This window comes from Chitinophagales bacterium (assembly GCA_020636535.1).
In the GTDB taxonomy this organism is placed as follows: Bacteria; Bacteroidota; Bacteroidia; order Chitinophagales; family JADIYW01; genus JADJSS01.
Genome location: JACJXT010000011.1, coordinates 69947 through 88143 on the forward strand (window position 1 = coordinate 69947; position 18197 = coordinate 88143).

The following is an 18197-nucleotide window of genomic DNA, read 5'->3' on the forward strand; positions in this document are numbered from 1 at the left end:
TTAATTTTTTTGAGATGCAAAGCTACACGATTGTTGCTAGTAATGCTTAAACTTATTGTTATGAATATGACAAAAAAGTATTATTTTGCTAAAAATCAGTGCGTTAGCTTTTTTAATACTATGAATTTTACACTTATGATTTCTTGGTTGATTTGTGTGGATACAAACCAAGGCACAGAGATAGCTTCGTCGTATCTCCTTGCTATGATGAGATATTACAAATTTTTCAAAATAAACTGTGTTATCTTATTAAATAAATCATAACGCGTATTGCCTCCACCAATGCCATGATCTTTGTCTAGATAGACTAATAGTTGATATTCTTTTTCTTGGATGTTTAATGCTTTGACTAACTCGTAAGTATTTTGTATGTGTACATTATCATCGGCAGAACCATGTATGAGTAATAAATTGCCTTTTAATTGGTCTGCTAAGTTCATCAAGTTGCTTTGTTCATATCCATCTGGATTATCTATTGGTCGTTGCATATATCTTTCGGTATATACATTGTCGTAAAATTTCCAATTGGTAACCGATGCTACTGCAATGGCTGCTTTAAAAACAGTATTGCCTTTTAACAAACACAACGCACTCATAAATCCACCATAACTCCAACCAAAAATACCTATTCTGCTACTATCAATAAAAGGTAATTTACCAAAATATTGAGCCGCAGCAATTTGGTCGTCGCTTTCGTATTTCCCAAGTTGTTTATAGGTACATTTTTTAAAATTGGCATCTTTTCCTCCAGTGCCTCTTCCATCTACACAAGCAACAATATATCCTATTGAAACTAAATAGTAGACATATCTTTCGGTGCTTGTATTAAATTCATTTAGTACATCTTGATAACCTGGACCATTATAAACATACATAAGTAATGGATACTGTTTAGTAGAATCAAAATCTTTTGGTTTTAATATCCATGTAGCTAAATTTTGATTGTTGACAATGATTGTTGTAAATTCTTTTTGTGGAAAATCTTTTACATAATCTCGTAGCACATGATTGTCTTGTAGTGTTCGTATAGTATTGTTTTTATTGTCTATTATACTATACACTCTTGGATGTGTTTGACTTTGATTGTTATAAAAACAGAATCCAAAGTTTGGAGAAAATTCTGCCTCGCTAGTGCCAACATCATCTCGTAATAAAAATAATTGATTGGTTTTTGTGTCTAATACTTCAATATATTTTTCATAAGTATTTTTTAAATTAGACTGAAAGTATATTTTTTGATTGGCTTCATCAAATCCATATAATTTTGTAATATTATATTTGTTATTAGTTAATTGTTTTTTTAAGTTGCCTTCTTCATTGTACCAATACAAATTGTTGTATCCTTCTTTTTCTGAAGTTATAAAAAATGAATTGTCTTTTAATATCTGAAAACCAACTGGTATTTCTACATAAGTATTAGACTGCTCGTGATATATTGTTTTTATTTTATTATTTTCTACATTATAGCTTATAATTTTGAAGTCGTTTTGTAATCTATTAAATAAAAACAGATAAACACTATTGCTATTATCCCAATAAATTCTCGGAATATATTCGTAGTCGTATTTCTTTAAATTAACTTCGATATTTTTCTTTTTGTTTGTGTCGTAAATCCATACACTTACTTTTGAGTTTTCTGCTCCTGCTTTTGGATATTTATAAGAAAAAATTTGTGTGTACGCATTGTTGTTGTAAAATGGTAAGTAGTATTCTTTCACTTGGCTTTCATCAAACTTTAAATATGCCAAATATTGTGCATTGTTGCTCCAAGCAAATGCATTGGTCATTTCCCATTCTTCTTCGTAAGCCCAATCACTTTTGCCATTAATAATATTATTCCATTCGCCATCTGTAGTAACCGCAGTCAATTTTCCATTAGGTATTTTTTTATAGTATAGATTATTGTCTTTTACAAAAGCCACTTGTTTGTCATCATTAGAAAATGTAGGAAAATAAATGCGTTCTTCATCTAAAGGAAAACTGGTTTTTTGTTTGGTATCATAGCAATAATAAAAAGAAGCACCAGACCTTCTATACATTTTTAAAACATCAGATTGCAGTAATAAATATCTATCGGTATTAGAAAACTCAAAATTGTAAAAGCTAGCATCAACATTGCTTAAGTCTAGTGTAGTTTGTTTTTCTGCTTGTGCATTATAAGTAGTAATTTTTCTATCGCTAAGTGTAGCATATGCTTCTTGTTGATTTAAAAAAGCATGGCTTTCAATACCAACACCATAAAACTTATTATCTATAAAAATATCTGCTAATGAGATTTTTTGTGCATGAATTGTTAAATAAACTATTGAACAACAAATAAATGCAACTATATTTAAGTTTTTTTTCATCTTTGTTTAATACTATTTGCAGTTAAAAGTACATTATTATTAAGAAATTTACGGCATGAAATTAACACCCATATTATTAACGCTTGGAATCTTATTTTGCGTATCTGCAAAAGCACAAGAAGAACAATATAATGAACCTAATTCTGTTTACGATACTTTAAGACAAGAAGTAGTAAACGACAATCCTTCTTATTACAATAATAATGATGACAACAATAATAATAACGAAAAAGAATCAAAAAATTCTAAAGTAGATTTATGTAATTTATATATTGGTGGTGAATTCTCATTACAATTTGGAAATTATACTTCAATAAACTTAGCTCCAACATTAAGTTACTTTTTTATTCCAAATCGACTACAATTTGGTGTTGGTCCAATATTACTTTTTCAAAGTATAAGATTAAATAATGGAAGTAGACTAAAAACTACAGCATATGGAGGACAACTTTTTTTAAGAGGTTATGTTTGGAATGGTCTTTTTTTACAAGCAAGATATGATATGGTCAATAAAGAATCCTATTATAAATATCCTGAAAGAATTAATGTTAGTCATCTTTTAATTGGTGGAGGATATTCTACTTCAATAAGTAATGTTGGAAGGTTTTATGTAAGTGCTTTAATTGATGTAATAAATGATAATGAATCTGTATATCAAGGAACTTTTGGCGATTTTCCTCTAATGCTTATGACTGGTTTCGAATTTTCTTTATGTGGAAGAAACCGACGACAGTAAACTACACTTTTAAATATTTTCTACAACCTTGTGCTACATACATTAAAGAAAAGCATAGCATATAAACAATTACCTTTTGAGCTATTGGTTGAAAATAAATATTGTCTGACATTTTAGGACCATAAAATAAAATATAAATATATCCTAAAAGAAATAAGCTTACTACTAACAGTAAACTAAAATATCTATTAGGCAAAATAGCATCTTTAAAAATTAAAAAACTAAAACTCCAACACACAGGAACCATTGTTATAAAACAAGTTCTTACAAAAAACATATGTCCACTTTTAGTTAAATCATATGGTGTTAAAGCAATGCCAATTTGTAAAACACCATAAGCAACAGCACTTATAATAGCAATAGTTTGTACTATTTTATATTGTTTTTTATCGTGAATAGATTTTAGAAACTGAAATATAAATCGAATGATAGATAATGCTAAAACCACCATAGCTGTAATAAATAAAACCATAGAGATATATTTTGTACCACCATTAAAAGTTCTAAATCTGCCCAAATCACTAAAAAAGTTTTCTATAAACGCATAACCTACTGAATTATGATTAGCATATTTTCCTCCAGGATAAAACAACATTGCCAAAGCTGTTAGTGAAATAAACAACCAACAAGCATAATACAAACCATCAAAAGCATTTATTTTTTTCATTTTTTCAAGAATTGGCATCAAAAATACACAAAAAATGACCGTTCACTCAGAATTTCGTCCGTTCACTCATTTTTTTTGACAATATAAACTTTATAAATCAACTTTACATAAACAATAATTCATGAAACAAATTATTATAACACTATGCTTCTTTATTTCGATAAACGGATTTTCTCAATGGGGAAATTTCGGAAACAAAATCAAAAATAAAGTCATCAATAAAACACAAGACAAAATCTTAGACGAAACAGATAAAGCTTACGACAAAACTTATAACAAAACCAAAGAAGGTGTAAAAGGCGATAATAATAAAAATGACAAAAACCAATCTACTAATACTAATAACGGAGATGCTAGCAATAGCACTGCTTCAACAAAGTCATCAGAAAATGCTACAACTCAAAATCAAAAGTTGAGTGCTACAAGCAAATACGACTTTGTTGCTGGCGAAAAAGTTATTGCTACAGAAGAGTTTACTAAAGATGCCATTGGCGATTTTCCTATAAATTGGAATACCAATGCTGGTGGCGAAATGGTAAACATCAATCTCAAAGATGGTAAATGGTTACAAATTACACAAGATGGTAGTTTCTTACCAGAAAAATTTGTAACCAACTTACCTGACAATTTTACTTTCGAGTTTGATGTATATAGCAGTCAACCGTTTAGTTATTATAGTGGAGCATTGCATTTTTGTTTTACTCAAATGAAAACACCCAATACAGAATTTATTCAATGGGCAAGATTTAAAAAAGGAAAAGAAGGTGTAATTATTGGTTTAGATCCTACAGATGCTGGAAATAATGGAGGAGATATATCCTATGAAATTTATACCAAAGGTAGTTTCTTTATGGATAATAAGAAAATGAGTACTCAATTTCATGCTACTACAAAACCAATGGTGCATGTTGCTGTTTGGCGACAAAATGGTAGATTGAGATTATACTTAGATGATGAAAAAGTGTTTGATTTACCAAAAGCGTTTCAAACTGGTGTAAATTATAATGGTATTGTTTTTTATACAGATGGTTTGAGTGAAGAAAACTACTACGGAATTAGCAATTTAAAATTAGCTGTTGGCGAACCAGATACTAGAAGCAAATTAATTACAGAAGGCAAATTTTCTACTAGTGGAATTTTGTTTGATGTAAACTCAGCCAATATCAAGTCTACCTCTCATGGTGTAATTAAAGAAATTGCTGATGCATTAAAAGAAAATCCTAGTGTAAAAATTAAAATTATTGGACATACAGATAGCGATGGTGATGATGCTACTAACTTAGCACTTTCTAAAAAAAGAGCTGATGCTGTTAAAGATTATTTGGCTTCGGTTTTTGGTATCGACAGAAGCAGAATGGAAACCGAAGGCAAAGGAGAAACACAACCTGTTGATAGCAACAGCACCAACGAAGGAAAAGCCAATAACAGAAGAGTAGAATTTATAAAACTGTGAAATACAAAAAACTAAAACTATGAAACGAAAGTCCTGTAATAAAATGCAGGACTTTTTTATTTTAAGGTCTGATTTTTTATAATGAATGCAACAAGACTCAACGCAAAAAACATACTTTAGATAATTTTTTATGTTAAATTTTAAGGATTACTTGTTTTGTATTATCATAATATATATTTTTGAGAATAACAATAAAAAAGTAGACTTGATTAATATGTCATTCTTGTCTATTCTTCAGTTGTTATAAATTTTAAATTATATTTATGAAACATATAATTATTATAATATTAGCTACTCTTACATTTACCTCTTGCAATAAACTTTGCTCAGTAGCACCAATGACTTTTGGTTTTAATATCCAAGATTTAGATGGAAATGATTTACTAGATACATCTTATCAAAATGCAATTCCATTAGACAGTATTCGTTTTTATTATATTGAAAACAATACAGAAAAGAATTTACATTTTCAAGTCTGGGATAGACTTTATATGGGAAACAACTATAATTTTTTATATGAATTTGATTTACAAGAATATGCTGTAAACAAAGGAATACAAACCTATTATTTACAATTAAGCACTAATGAAATATACACTTTTACTATAAAAGCAAGTAAAAATGGTAGATGTGCCAATGTTCATACTGTGGACGAGTTTAAAATAAACAATACAGATATGTTGCATACTTCTTCTGTAGATATAGGCGATAAACGGTTTGTAGTATTTCTTGAATGATATAACTCATCTTACTAAATTCTCTCAATATAATAGGTGTATGAGTATTTGTTAATAACTATTTTCTTTATAATAGCATATTTTGGATTAAATTCCATTCATCAGTTCAAACAAATATCACTAAATTTGTAGCTGATTATATTTTATGAGAAGATTATTTGTGTTATATCGATTTTATGCTGCGTTTGCTTTAATAGCTATTGGCTTAATTATTCAGTTTACCGTTTACAAAGGTGGACAGTGGTCTTGGATTTTTTATGTACTAGGTGCAGTAACTATACTTTGGGATATTTTTATTGGTCCAATGATGTATTTACAATCACTAATTACTAAAGGCGATGTAGATGGTGCAAAAGAAATTTTAGCATCTATTCGATTTCCAAACTTGCTAATAAAACCAGTGCGTTCTTCTTACTATATGCTAAAATCAAATTTTGATATGGCAGATCAAGATTTAGACCAAGCAGAAGCTAATATTAGAAAAAGTATAGCAAACAATAGTAAACTAATGCCACAACAAGAAGGAAGCTCTTACTTACAGTTAGGCACTATTGCAATGCAAAAAGGCAACTCTAAAGAAGCATTGAAAAATTTAAAAATAGCACTTAGCAAAGGTTTGCCAGATGATGATAATTTAGCAACTGCTTATTTACAGTTGTGTAGTATTTATGCTCAGCGAAGAGAAATCAAAGCAGCTAAATCGTTTTTAATGAAAGCGAATAAATTAAATATTAAAAATGATGAAATAAAAAAACAATTGAAAGAAATTAATAAACAAATGGCAAGAGCTTAATGAAAGACTTAGTACAACAATACAACAAGATTCAGACAGTAAAACAATGGTACATTGATTCGATTAAAGACCTAAGCGAAACTCAATTTCAAGACAAAAAAGATGAAAAAACATGGAGTATTGCAGAAGTTTGTTATCATATGTATTTAGTAGAAAACGGAACCATAAAACTCATCAACAAAAATTTAAAAGAGCAGAAAGTAAACAATAAATCTACGCTAGAAAATTGGATTAAAAACAAACTAACAATATTGGTATTACAATTAGGTATAAAATTTAAAGCACCAAAAATTGTAAGTGAGTTTCCAAGTAATATTACTCAAGAAGAAATTATAACACTGTTTCAACAAAATACCAACGACTTCACTTCAATACTAGAAACACTACCAAAAACACTGTACGACAAACAAATTTTCAAACATCCAATGGCTGGTCAATTTAACATACAACAAACACTAAATTTTTCCTTAGAGCATTATCAACATCATCAAACACAAATAAAAAATTTATTGAGATAGATGCACTAGTTTAAGCTTTATAAAGCTAATATTTGTAACTTAGCAAAAGCTTAATTATAATATGAGTAATAAGTATGTAAATTTTATTTCTGATGATCATTTACTAAGTTGTATTGACAATTTATATCATGCTTATTTAAAAGCAAAAAACAATATCACCAAAAAAAGTTTTTATAGCAACAAAGTAGATACTTTCAAACTTACTTTTGATGCTAAATTCAACAATATAAAAGAAGAAGAACTAATTGAAGCAGAAATACTTCGCCAAATTGATAAGACTATCAATAATTCTATTGGAACTTTTCATGAACAAATTTTAGGTGGAATTAATGGCTACGAAATTGGCAATTTAAGTGGATTTGATATAAAGGCAATTGACAATACTTTATTTGCTGATATAAAAAACAAGCACAATACCATGAATAGTAGTTCGGCAGAAGCACTATTTCAAAAACTTGCTCGTTATGCTGATGATTACAAAATAGCAAAATGTTATTGGGTACAAATTTTAGCGAAGAGTAGTTTTAATGAACATTGGAAAGGCGAAATTAATAGCAAAGAATATAGTCATAGTAGAGTTTTTAAAATTTCTGGTGACCAATTTTATGCTTTACTTTCTAAACAAGACGATGCACTGTATCAGTTATATAAAGTATTGCCTTTAGCTATTGATGATTATTTGAAAAACTCTAAATCACTACATAAAGACAAAGAAAGTTCTGCTTTAAATGAACTTTTATCAGCAACCAAAAAATCAAATCGTACTATTCTTAATCAAATTACTTATGAAAATTTTAGTTATTACTTAGGTTTTGATGATTTATAATAATCATTTAAAAATTTTACAATAGAATAGCCAAGTTCACATGCTAAATTAACAGGAACAGCATTGCCAATCTGTTTATATTGTTGTGCTAAAGAACCAACAAATTCCCAATCATCAGGAAATGTTTGAATACGAGCATATTCACGAACTGTAAAAGGTCGTGTTTCATCTGGATGACATCTTTCTGTTTGCTTTTGAGCAGGACTACAAGTTAAAGTAAGACAAGGTTCGTCCCATCCAATTCTTCTTGCCATTCCAGTTTTTCCACCACTTAAATAAAAACTACCACCCATATATTCTTTCTGAACTTCAATTGGCAAATCTCTCCAATAACCTTTTGGAGGAACCAAATCTAAAACAGCTTTTTTGCTTGTAGGATATATAGCTCCTTTTGATTTTGGCACTTTACAATCGTATAATGATCCTTTTTTCAAAGCATCTTTTAAAGTATATATTTTATTATGTATTTTAGGATATTTAAATGTAATATTAATATCTTTTCTAATTCCCACAATAATTAATCGTTCTCTTTTTTGAGGAACTTTATAATTTATTGCCTTTAAAACTTTAACAGGAACAACGGTATAACCTATCTCATCTAAAATAGAAATCATACCTTGCAAAGTTTTTCCACTATCATGATTTAATAAACCACGCACATTTTCACCAATACATATTGGCGGATTTACTTCCTTAACAACACGAGCAAATTCATAAAAAAGAGTTCCTCTAGCATCTTCAAAACCTAATCTTTTGCCTGCATAACTAAATGCTTGACAAGGAAATCCACCAGTAACAACATCTATATTTTTATAATTAGAGAAATCAAAGTTTTTAATATCTCCTTCTAATACTTTCCAGCTAGGTCTATTTTTTCTTAAAGTCTGACATGCATATTTATCAATTTCATTGAGTGCTTCACACTTTAATCCTGCTTTCTCCAAACCAACAGCTAAACCACCTGCACCTGCAAATAATTCTAACACTTTATATTCATGCTCAGCTTGTACAAAATTAGATGCCGTTTCAATATTTTCTTTATTTATAAAATCGACAAACAGTTTTTCTACTTCTGTTTTTTTATATACACGATAATTACTCATGGGTTCTCTAACGGCAATAAGCTTACCTTCTTCATCCCATCTACGCAAAGTTTTTGTACTTTTGTTAAGTAGTTTCGCCGTTTCTGATATTGTTAAAAAATCATTCATAACCAAATTATACAACATTAGACATTGGTTACAAATTTAATATAATTTCTTGCATTTTTTCATCCTTTCAAAAAAATTAAAACCGTATCCATTTTCAAAAAAATGTTAAAAAAACAAACAACACTTGTAAATATGAAAATATGTTCATATGTTTGTGTCATCATATGAATAATACAACAGAAATATCATTAGTAGAAAAGTTTGAAAAAGCAGCTGTTATTTTAAAAACAGTAGCACATCCAGCTCGTTTAGCAATTATACAAATGCTTAAAGGTGGAAAAACTAAAATGTCAGTCAACGAAATTTGCGAAGCGTTAGAAATGGAACAGTCTCTTGTTTCTCATCACCTAAACAATATGAAATTAAGAGGCATTTTGGCTTGCGAAAGAGATGGCAAACAAATTTTATATCATTTAAAAGAAAAAGATGTTTATAAAGTCATCAATTGTATAGAAAGTTGTAATTGTAATATGTAAAAAAATAATAAAATGAATTGTTCTGGAAATACATGCAATATTACTACCATTCCTTTAGATGCTAACTTTTGGAATGAACGATGGATTAGTCAAGAAACTGGCTGGGATATTCAATCTGTATCACCACCACTAAAAAACTATATTGATACTATTACTAACAAAAATGCTGCAATTTTAATTCCAGGTTGTGGCAATGCTTACGAAGCACAATATTTATTAGAAAATGGGTTTGCCAATATCACAGTAATAGATATATCTGCACAACTATGTCAAAAAATAATTAGTCAGTTTGAACAATATATAGGCAAACAACTAACCATTATTTGTGGTGATTTTTTTAATCACTACGGAAAATATGACTACATCTTAGAACAGACTTTTTTCTGTGCTTTAAATCCAACATTACGAAAAAACTATGTAGCACACATGCATCAACTATTAAATACTAATGGAAAATTAGCTGGTGTATTATTTAATACTTCTTTTCCTAATGTAGATTTGCCTCCTTTTGGTGGAAACAAAGAAGAATATATTGATTTATTTCAAAATCAATTTCAAATTAAACATATGGAAAATTGCTATAACTCAATTGAGCCAAGAAAAGACAAAGAGTTGTTTGTAGAATTAATTAAAAAATAATAATTAAATATAAAATGAAAGTAGAACAAATTTACACAGGATGTTTAGCAGAAGCTGCTTATTACATCGAAAGCAATGGTGAAGTAGCCATTATCGATCCATTAAGAGAAGTACAACCGTACATAGAAAAAGCAAAGGCAAACAATGCTACAATTAAGTATGTATTAGAAACACATTTTCATGCAGATTTTGTTTCTGGTCATATCGACTTAGCAGAAAAAACTGGTGCTACAATTGTTTATGGTCCAAACGCAGAAACTGGTTTTGATGCTCATGTTGCAAAAGACAACGAAATCTTACCTTTAGGCAATATCAAAATTAAAGTATTGCACACACCAGGACACACGATGGAGTCTACTTCTTATCTTTTACTAGATGAAAACGACCAACCTTTTTGCGTATTTACTGGCGATACTTTATTTATTGGAGATGTAGGACGACCTGACTTAGCAATCAAAACTAATTTAACAAGAGAAGACTTGGCTGGTCATCTCTACGATTCGCTACACAACAAAATTATGGTTTTGCCAGATGATGTAATTATTTATCCAGGACATGGTGCTGGTTCTGCTTGTGGTAAAAATATGAGTAAAGAAACTTTTAGTACACTTGGCGAACAAAAACAAAACAACTATGCACTTAAAGCCGAAAATAAAGCAGCATTTATTAAAGAAGTTACTACTGGTTTAACTACACCACCACAGTATTTTCCAAAAAATGCCATGATGAACAAACAAGGTTACGAAAGTATTGACAGCGTTTTTAATAAAGGACTCAATGCTTTGTCTGCTGATGAGTTTGAAAACATAGCAGAAGAAACACATGCCTTAATTTTAGATACAAGAAATCAAGATAACTATGCTCAAGCACACATTCCACAATCTATTAATATAGGAATTGATGGACAGTTTGCTCCTTGGGTTGGTGCATTAATTACAGATATTAAACAACCTATTTTAATTGTGTGTGATGAAGGCAGAGCCGAAGATGTAATTACTAGATTGGCTAGAGTAGGTTACGACAATACATTGGGTTACTTAGATGGTGGAATTGACGCATGGAAAGCAGCCAACAAAGAAACAGATGCAGTAGATACTATAAGTGCAGCTGATTTAGCTTCTTTAGTTGCAAATAATAACAATATTTCTATTCTTGATGTTAGAAAACCAAGCGAGTATGATGCAGAACATATTGTAAATGCAGAAAACAAACCATTAGATTATATCAACGATTGGATGCCAAACATAAATCACAACGACACTTACTATATTCACTGTGCTGGTGGTTATCGTTCTATGACTGCTGCTTCTATTTTAAAAGCAAGAGGTTTTCATAACTTAGTAGATGTTACTGGTGGATTTAATGCCATTGCTAGCACTGATATTCCTAAAACAGCATTCGTTTGTCCATCAACATTAAAATAAAAAAGAAAAAAATTAATGTTATTGGCAAAAAGAAGCGTAGGATGAAAAAATGCGGCGGCTAAGCGTAGCTACAAGCGTGGAGCGATCATTTTTTCTTGATTTTTGCTCCACTTTGTATCAAGACAAAGTGGAAAAAACACAACTAATTAATTTTAAAGTAGAACATAAATTTCAAATAAAAAAACATGATAAATTTTATAAAAAACATATTTAAAGATAACAGTGTTAATCTAAAAGAAACTTTAAATAACGGAGCCATTATTATTGATGTAAGAAGTAAATCTGAATTTGCTAGTGGACATGTTCCAAAATCAATTAATATTCCATTAGACCAACTACAACAAAATCTAAAGAAGCTTAAAAAAGACGCACCAATAGTAGTATGTTGCAGATCTGGAAATCGTAGTGGTATGGCGAAAAACATTTTACAAAAAAATGGATTTACACAAGTATATAATGGTGGAAGTTGGCAAAATGTAAAAAATAATTTATAAATTACACTATATGTTAGAATTTTTAAAGCAACCTTGGGCTTGGTATGTAGCAGGTCCACTCATCGGATTAGTCGTTCCAACACTTTTAATCTTAGGCAACAAACACTTTGGTATTTCGTCGTCTATGCGACACATTTGTGCAGCGTGTTTACCAGCAAAAATTCCATTCTTTCAATACGATTGGAAAAAAGAAATTTGGAATTTATTCTTTGTAGGTGGAATTTTAATGGGTGGCATTATTGCAGCAACACTACTTAAAAATCCAAATCCAGTCGACATCAATCCAAAAACATTTTCTATGTTACAAACTTGGGGCGTTAAAGATTTTTCTGGTTTATTGCCTTTAGATATTTTTGGTACAGACAAAATTTTATCGCTTACTGGTTTAATCTTTTTAGTAATAGGTGGATTTATGGTTGGCTTTGGTACAAGATATGGTGGTGGCTGTACGAGTGGTCATGCTATCATGGGTTTATCTAATTTACAATGGTCATCATTAGTTGCCACTTGTTGTTTTATGATGGGCGGAATTTTAGTTTCTAATTTTATTTTACCACTTATATTTAAAATGCTACAATAATGAATACAATTAATAATAATTTACAAGAAGAACAAGACTTAGAACTCAGAGAATTAGATGCTGTCTGTGTAAACGAATCGCATTTACAACATCCTTGGTGGTACAACTTAAAATACACTGTGGTTGGTATATTATTCGGAATTATATTTGTAAAAGCCGAAGTTGTTTCTTGGTTTAGAATACAAGAAATGTTTCACTTTCAATCGTTTCATATGTTTGGTATAATAGGAAGTGCTGTTGTTGTTGGAGTTATTTCAGTTGCTTTGATTAAAAAATTTCAAGGAAAATCTATTTATGGTGAACCAATTGAGTTTAAAGACAAAGTGTTTAATAAAGGAAATATATTTGGAGCATTAATATTTGGAGCAGGTTGGGCAATTACTGGAGCATGTCCTGGACCATTATTTGCACAAATTGGATTTGGCTATTTTTCAGCAATCATTACTTTATTAAGTGCTATTGCCGGAACTTGGGTGTATGGTTTAATACGAGAAAAATTACCACATTAAAAAACACATTATGAAAGAACGCCTATTACAACAATGGAATTTTGTTAGAGTTTTAAGATTAATCTTAGGACTAATCATTACCATTTCATCTATTCAAACAACCGATTATATTTTTATTGTACTAGGAGCAATTTTATCACTCATGGCAATATTTAACATAGGAAGTTGTAGTAATGGTTCTTGTAATATAAATTAGTATATTCACATCGTAAAATAACATACTATGTATCAAGATTTAGAACCAATTGCCTTTAAACAAGCATTAGAAGAAAATAATAATGCTATATTAGTTGATGTAAGAACACCAGCAGAAATTGCAGAAAATAGTATTGAAGGACATATTGCCATTAATTTTATGGATCCAAGTTTTCCGCAAAAAATTCTAGAATTAGATAAAGACAAAACACTTTTTATTTATTGTAGAAGTGGCAACAGAAGTGGACAAGCTTGCAAATTCTTATCAAACAAAGGATACGAAAACTTAGTCAACTTAAAAGGCGGAATGCTTGCTTGGGAAGATGATTTTTAAAGTAAGATGAAAGACAACTTCAATAATATCATTAGTAGTAATCAAGCAGTTTTAGTAGATTTCTTTGCAACTTGGTGTGGTCCTTGTCAACAAATGCCACCAATACTCTCGCAGTTAAAAAAACTTACTGGCGATAAACTACGCATCATTAAAATTGATATAGATAAAAACCAACAGTTAGCACAACAATATCATGTTATGAGTGTGCCAATGTTAGCACTATTTAAAAATGGAAAAATGCTATGGAGAAAAGCAGGAGCAATGCCAGCAAATGTAATTCTCAACGAAATCAATCAGTATTTATAATAAACTTGTCATTCCTGTAAAAACAGAAATCTAATTCATCTCACACAAAACACCATAAAGTAAAAATATAACTGCAAGGATTACATTTACAAACGAGTGCTAAGCATTTATAACTGATTTTTTCAAAAATTATAGTTTAATAAATTAAACTAAACCACTTTCTTTACTTAGCTTTAATAAAAAAACCAAATGAAACGGCTGTTCTTTAGCTGTATCTTAATATATTACTGCTTTGTACTCTTTGCTCAAACAGATCCGTTTTATATAAATTATACTGCCAAAGATGGTCTGCCAACAGACAATATCTATTCTGTATTTTATAACAAAGGCATTATTTGGTTTACTACAGGACTTGGCGTTGTAAAATACAATGGAAAAGATTTTCAAACTTATAATACTAGTGATGGCTTGAGTAGTAATGAAGTCATTAAAATGCATAAAGATAGCAAAGGCAGAATTTGGCTATTAACACTAAACGGAAAACCATCTTTATTAATTAATAATACTTTTTATAGTTATAAGAATAGTAAATTGCTTCAGCAAATAAATGGCACTGGCTATATATTAGATTTTACTGAAGATGACAACCAAAGCATTAGTTTATCTTATCGAAATGGAGAAGTTTTTGAGATTGATAAAGACAATATAGTACGACATTGGAATTCAAACCTTCAGAGTGCTTGGGGAATTTGGAATGAAGACCAACAATATTTTGTTATATCAGAAGGTTTAATTTATGAATATCCACAAAAAATATATCATAAAATATCAGACATTAAAGTTCCTATCAGAACATTCAAACACAATAAACAAATATATGTAACAGGAAAAAACAGTATTTATATAGCAGATAAATATAATTTAAAACTACTGTATACACTACAAGAAGATGTAGAAATTACCTATCTATATTTTGAAGATGATATTATCTGGATTTGCACTAAAAAAGGATTGTATAAACTAAAACAAGGTACCATACAACAACATTATTTTAAAGAAGATATTATTAGTGGAATTGTAAAAGACATAGAGAACAATTATTGGATTACGACACTAAATAGAGGTGTTCTATTTATTCCAGCTATGGATGTCATTAACCATCTGAAGGACATCAAGATAACTTGTCTGTCAGTTATCGATAATAAATTATGGATTGGATCTTACAATAATGAATATTATACTTTATATAATAATTTAATTAATACATATCAATTAGACAATGCCAATAAACGAAAAGACCGAATTTGTGCTTTTAGAAAAATCAATGATGCTATTTTTGTTGTAGGAAAAACAGGACTACAAATTATAGGAAAAAATAAGCATTCTTTCATTGAAGTAAGTGGTAACGACATCCTTGCTTTAAATAATAATTTTTACTACGCAACTACTTCCTTGTCTAAATTTCCATTAAACCAACTCAATAAAACATTTCCATATAAAATAATAAATAATATTATATTAAATAGAAAAACGAATGTATTGTGTGCCGATAACAAACAACAAATTTGGATAGGTACAAACAATGGTCTATACTACAAACAAGCAAACGATAGCATTATTTTCTTAGGAAAAAACTCCGAAGCACTTTCCGATTTAATCACTACACTATACTACGATAGTACCACACAAACGCTCTTAGTAGGTACAGAGTCAAACGGAATATTATTAATAAAAAATAATAAAATTATATTAAATATTAATGAATCAAACAATTTAAATAGCAACAGTATTTATTGTATAACTCAACTTGACAGATTGACTTATTTAGTTGGAACAATAAACGGATTAAATAAAATTTCGATTAATACTAATTTATCCTTGCGTAGCGTAGAGAGTTACAATTCTAATTTCGGATTACAAAATCAATCTATTAGAGCAATAGAAGTATTTAACAATAAAATTTACTTAGGAACAAATGATGGTTTAATAAGTTTTCCTATTGTACTACTACAAAAAAATTATACTAAGCCAATCTGTATAATAAATAATATACTAAACAACGGAAAACCAATTAAAAACAATACACTTAAATACAATAATAATAATATTTATATTGAATATTCTGGCATATCTTATAAAGACCATGGCAATGTTGTATATTACTACAAATTTAAAGAAGACAAAAACAACTGGACATCAACCAATAGCAACACGATTAACTTTAAAAAACTACCGTTTGGCAACTATACCTTTCAAATTTATTGCGTTAATAGTCAAGATATAAAAAGCAATATTCAATCTGTTAGTTTTAAAATACTACCAGCTTTTTGGCAAACAATTTGGTTTAAAATAATAACTATATCACTAATATTATTAATTATTTTTTGGATGTTTAAAATCAGAATAAAGCAAATCAACGAAAAAAATAAAATAGAAAAAGAAAAAATACAAGCAGAAAAACAAATTATAGAACTAGAACAAAAAGCATTGCGAATGCAAATGAATCCACATTTTATTTTTAATGCACTCAATACCATTAAAGGATATTATGCAGAAGGCAATGCTACAAAAGCCAACGATTTTATAGCCAAATTTTCAAAACTACTCAGAAAGCTTCTAGAACAAGAAAATCAATACAGCTCGCTTCAAGATGAAATTGAAATGTTACAACTATACTTATATCTAACAAAAATAAGATATCAAAACAAATTTGATTTTAACATTACTATAGATAAAAATCTTAATAGTAACGAAATTGCCTTTCCATTTCTATTAATTCAACCAATTGTAGAAAATGCAATACTACATGGCTTAGCTCCAAAAACAGAAAAAGGAAATTTAACGATACAATTTATTAAACAAAACAACCATTTACTATGCACTATTCAAGACGATGGAATAGGAAGAGCCAATGCAGCATCACGACAACAAAACAAACAAAGCACTTCAAAAGCTATTGATATTGTAAAAGAAAGATTACAACTTTTTGACAGCAGTAGTACATTTATTATTACCGATTTAATGGAAAAAAACATTGCTACAGGAACAAAAGTGGATATTATAATACCAATTAAAAAATTAAATTATGAAAACAATTATAATTGATGACGAAATACAAGCAATTTCTGCATTAAAATCAGACATAGAAAAACACTGTCCAGAGTTAAACATCATCGCATCTGCCAATAGTGTTGCCACAGCAATTAGACTAATAACCGACTTACAACCTGATCTCATTTTCTTAGACATACAACTCAACGATGGCAATGGTTTCTACATTTTAGATGCAGTAAAACACATTCCACTACAAGTAATATTTACTACAGCATACAGCCAGTATGCCATAAAAGCAATAAAGCAAAGTGCCTTAGATTATTTACTAAAACCAATCGATGCAGAAGACCTAATTGTAGCAGTAAACAAAGCATTAGAGTTGCCCAAACAAAATTATTTACAACAACAAGTAGAAATTCTAAAACAAGAAATCAATCAAATTCATACAGACAAAAAAATCGTATTAAAAGATAACAAATCTATTTATTTTGTAAAAACCAGTCAAATTATTCGCTGCGAAGCCAACGGAGCATATACCATCATTCACTTACACAACGAACCAAAAATTGTAGTCAGCAAGCTACTCAAAGAGTTAGAGCAAATGTTGCAAACACACAGTTTCATCAGAACACACCACTCGCACCTAGTCAACCTACAGTACATCAAACAAATCGATAAACAAGATGGCGGATTTATCATACTTTCCGACGGAAGCGAAATACCAATAGCACAACGCAAAAAAGAATTCGTTATGCAATATCTCATCAATAACCATTGACTAATTTTTTTCTTATGGCATAACCTTCGGTCGGGCTATCACTACAAGTCCTCGTTCGTTTACAACTTCACTGTGGGCTTTCCGTTCTATCCCTTATGCAAAAGTCTGCTATAAAACACTATCAAAATTTTAAATATTACAAATATTAATTAAAATAATATACTACTCTATTCTGAACT

The 18197-nt window shown here is 29.5% G+C and carries 20 protein-coding genes; 17 read left to right on the plus strand and 3 right to left on the minus strand.

Features of this window, described 5'->3' with window-relative positions; translation table 11 throughout:
* Window positions 1-215: 215 nt before the first annotated feature.
* Complete coding sequence (locus tag H6553_00665; protein ID MCB9032328.1) at window positions 216-2348, minus strand: DPP IV N-terminal domain-containing protein; 2133 nt, start codon at window positions 2346-2348, stop codon at window positions 216-218.
* A 55-nt stretch (window positions 2349-2403) separates the two neighbouring features.
* Between H6553_00665 and H6553_00670 the strand changes: the two genes are divergently transcribed.
* Complete coding sequence (locus tag H6553_00670; protein MCB9032329.1) at window positions 2404-3084, plus strand: hypothetical protein; 681 nt, start codon at window positions 2404-2406, stop codon at window positions 3082-3084.
* A gap of 1 nt (window position 3085) precedes the next feature.
* Here the strand turns inward: H6553_00670 and H6553_00675 are convergent, their stop codons facing one another.
* Window positions 3086-3751: a hypothetical protein gene (locus tag H6553_00675; protein ID MCB9032330.1), complete on the minus strand. Its 666-nt coding sequence runs from the start codon at window positions 3749-3751 to the stop codon at window positions 3086-3088.
* A 121-nt stretch (window positions 3752-3872) separates the two neighbouring features.
* Between H6553_00675 and H6553_00680 the strand changes: the two genes are divergently transcribed.
* From H6553_00680 to H6553_00700, 5 genes are all read left to right on the plus strand, one after another.
* Window positions 3873-5204, plus strand: coding sequence for an OmpA family protein (locus tag H6553_00680; protein MCB9032331.1), 1332 nt, complete (start codon window positions 3873-3875; stop codon window positions 5202-5204).
* Window positions 5205-5467: 263 nt separating this feature from the next.
* Window positions 5468-5941, plus strand: a complete 474-nt coding sequence (locus tag H6553_00685; protein MCB9032332.1) for a hypothetical protein — start codon at window positions 5468-5470, stop codon at window positions 5939-5941.
* A gap of 145 nt (window positions 5942-6086) precedes the next feature.
* Window positions 6087-6734, plus strand: a complete 648-nt coding sequence (locus H6553_00690) for a hypothetical protein (GenBank protein MCB9032333.1) — start codon at window positions 6087-6089, stop codon at window positions 6732-6734.
* Window positions 6734-7252 carry a DinB family protein gene (locus H6553_00695; GenBank protein MCB9032334.1) on the plus strand — a complete coding sequence of 173 codons (519 nt, stop codon included), beginning with the start codon at window positions 6734-6736 and terminating at the stop codon, window positions 7250-7252. The genes H6553_00690 and H6553_00695 overlap by 1 nt, the downstream gene beginning before the upstream one ends.
* Window positions 7253-7313: 61 nt before the next feature.
* Window positions 7314-8078, plus strand: a complete 765-nt coding sequence (locus H6553_00700; protein ID MCB9032335.1) for an Eco47II family restriction endonuclease — start codon at window positions 7314-7316, stop codon at window positions 8076-8078.
* Here H6553_00700 and dcm read toward each other — a convergent pair.
* The gene (gene dcm, locus H6553_00705; GenBank protein ID MCB9032336.1) at window positions 8054-9289 is read right to left on the minus strand and encodes a DNA (cytosine-5-)-methyltransferase; all 1236 of its coding nucleotides are present in this window, start codon (window positions 9287-9289) and stop codon (window positions 8054-8056) included. The genes H6553_00700 and dcm overlap by 25 nt on opposite strands.
* A gap of 140 nt (window positions 9290-9429) precedes the next feature.
* On the opposite strand from dcm, the gene H6553_00710 reads away from it, so the two are divergent.
* From H6553_00710 to H6553_00760, 11 genes are all read left to right on the plus strand, one after another.
* Window positions 9430-9765 (plus strand): winged helix-turn-helix transcriptional regulator, encoded by a 336-nt coding sequence (locus H6553_00710; GenBank protein MCB9032337.1) that lies wholly within the window; start codon window positions 9430-9432, stop codon window positions 9763-9765.
* 12 nt (window positions 9766-9777) lie between these two features.
* Window positions 9778-10404: a methyltransferase gene (locus H6553_00715; GenBank protein ID MCB9032338.1), complete on the plus strand. Its 627-nt coding sequence runs from the start codon at window positions 9778-9780 to the stop codon at window positions 10402-10404.
* 14 nt (window positions 10405-10418) lie between these two features.
* Complete coding sequence (locus tag H6553_00720; GenBank protein ID MCB9032339.1) at window positions 10419-11828, plus strand: MBL fold metallo-hydrolase; 1410 nt, start codon at window positions 10419-10421, stop codon at window positions 11826-11828.
* A 185-nt stretch (window positions 11829-12013) separates the two neighbouring features.
* Window positions 12014-12322: a rhodanese-like domain-containing protein gene (locus H6553_00725; GenBank protein MCB9032340.1), complete on the plus strand. Its 309-nt coding sequence runs from the start codon at window positions 12014-12016 to the stop codon at window positions 12320-12322.
* Window positions 12323-12332: 10 nt separating this feature from the next.
* The gene (locus tag H6553_00730) at window positions 12333-12902 is read left to right on the plus strand and encodes a YeeE/YedE family protein (protein MCB9032341.1); all 570 of its coding nucleotides are present in this window, start codon (window positions 12333-12335) and stop codon (window positions 12900-12902) included.
* A complete protein-coding gene (locus H6553_00735) occupies window positions 12902-13411 on the plus strand; it encodes a YeeE/YedE family protein (GenBank protein ID MCB9032342.1) in 510 nt (169 codons plus the stop codon). Before H6553_00730 ends, H6553_00735 begins: the two co-directional genes overlap by 1 nt.
* Before the next feature lie 10 nt (window positions 13412-13421).
* Window positions 13422-13607, plus strand: a complete 186-nt coding sequence (locus H6553_00740; protein MCB9032343.1) for a hypothetical protein — start codon at window positions 13422-13424, stop codon at window positions 13605-13607.
* A 27-nt stretch (window positions 13608-13634) separates the two neighbouring features.
* Window positions 13635-13940: a rhodanese-like domain-containing protein gene (locus H6553_00745; protein MCB9032344.1), complete on the plus strand. Its 306-nt coding sequence runs from the start codon at window positions 13635-13637 to the stop codon at window positions 13938-13940.
* Between the two features lie 6 nt (window positions 13941-13946).
* Window positions 13947-14246: a thioredoxin gene (trxA, locus tag H6553_00750; protein MCB9032345.1), complete on the plus strand. Its 300-nt coding sequence runs from the start codon at window positions 13947-13949 to the stop codon at window positions 14244-14246.
* A 189-nt stretch (window positions 14247-14435) separates the two neighbouring features.
* The gene (locus H6553_00755) at window positions 14436-17291 is read left to right on the plus strand and encodes a histidine kinase (protein MCB9032346.1); all 2856 of its coding nucleotides are present in this window, start codon (window positions 14436-14438) and stop codon (window positions 17289-17291) included.
* Window positions 17272-18018 carry a response regulator transcription factor gene (locus tag H6553_00760; protein ID MCB9032347.1) on the plus strand — a complete coding sequence of 249 codons (747 nt, stop codon included), beginning with the start codon at window positions 17272-17274 and terminating at the stop codon, window positions 18016-18018. Before H6553_00755 ends, H6553_00760 begins: the two co-directional genes overlap by 20 nt.
* Window positions 18019-18197 lie beyond the last annotated feature (179 nt).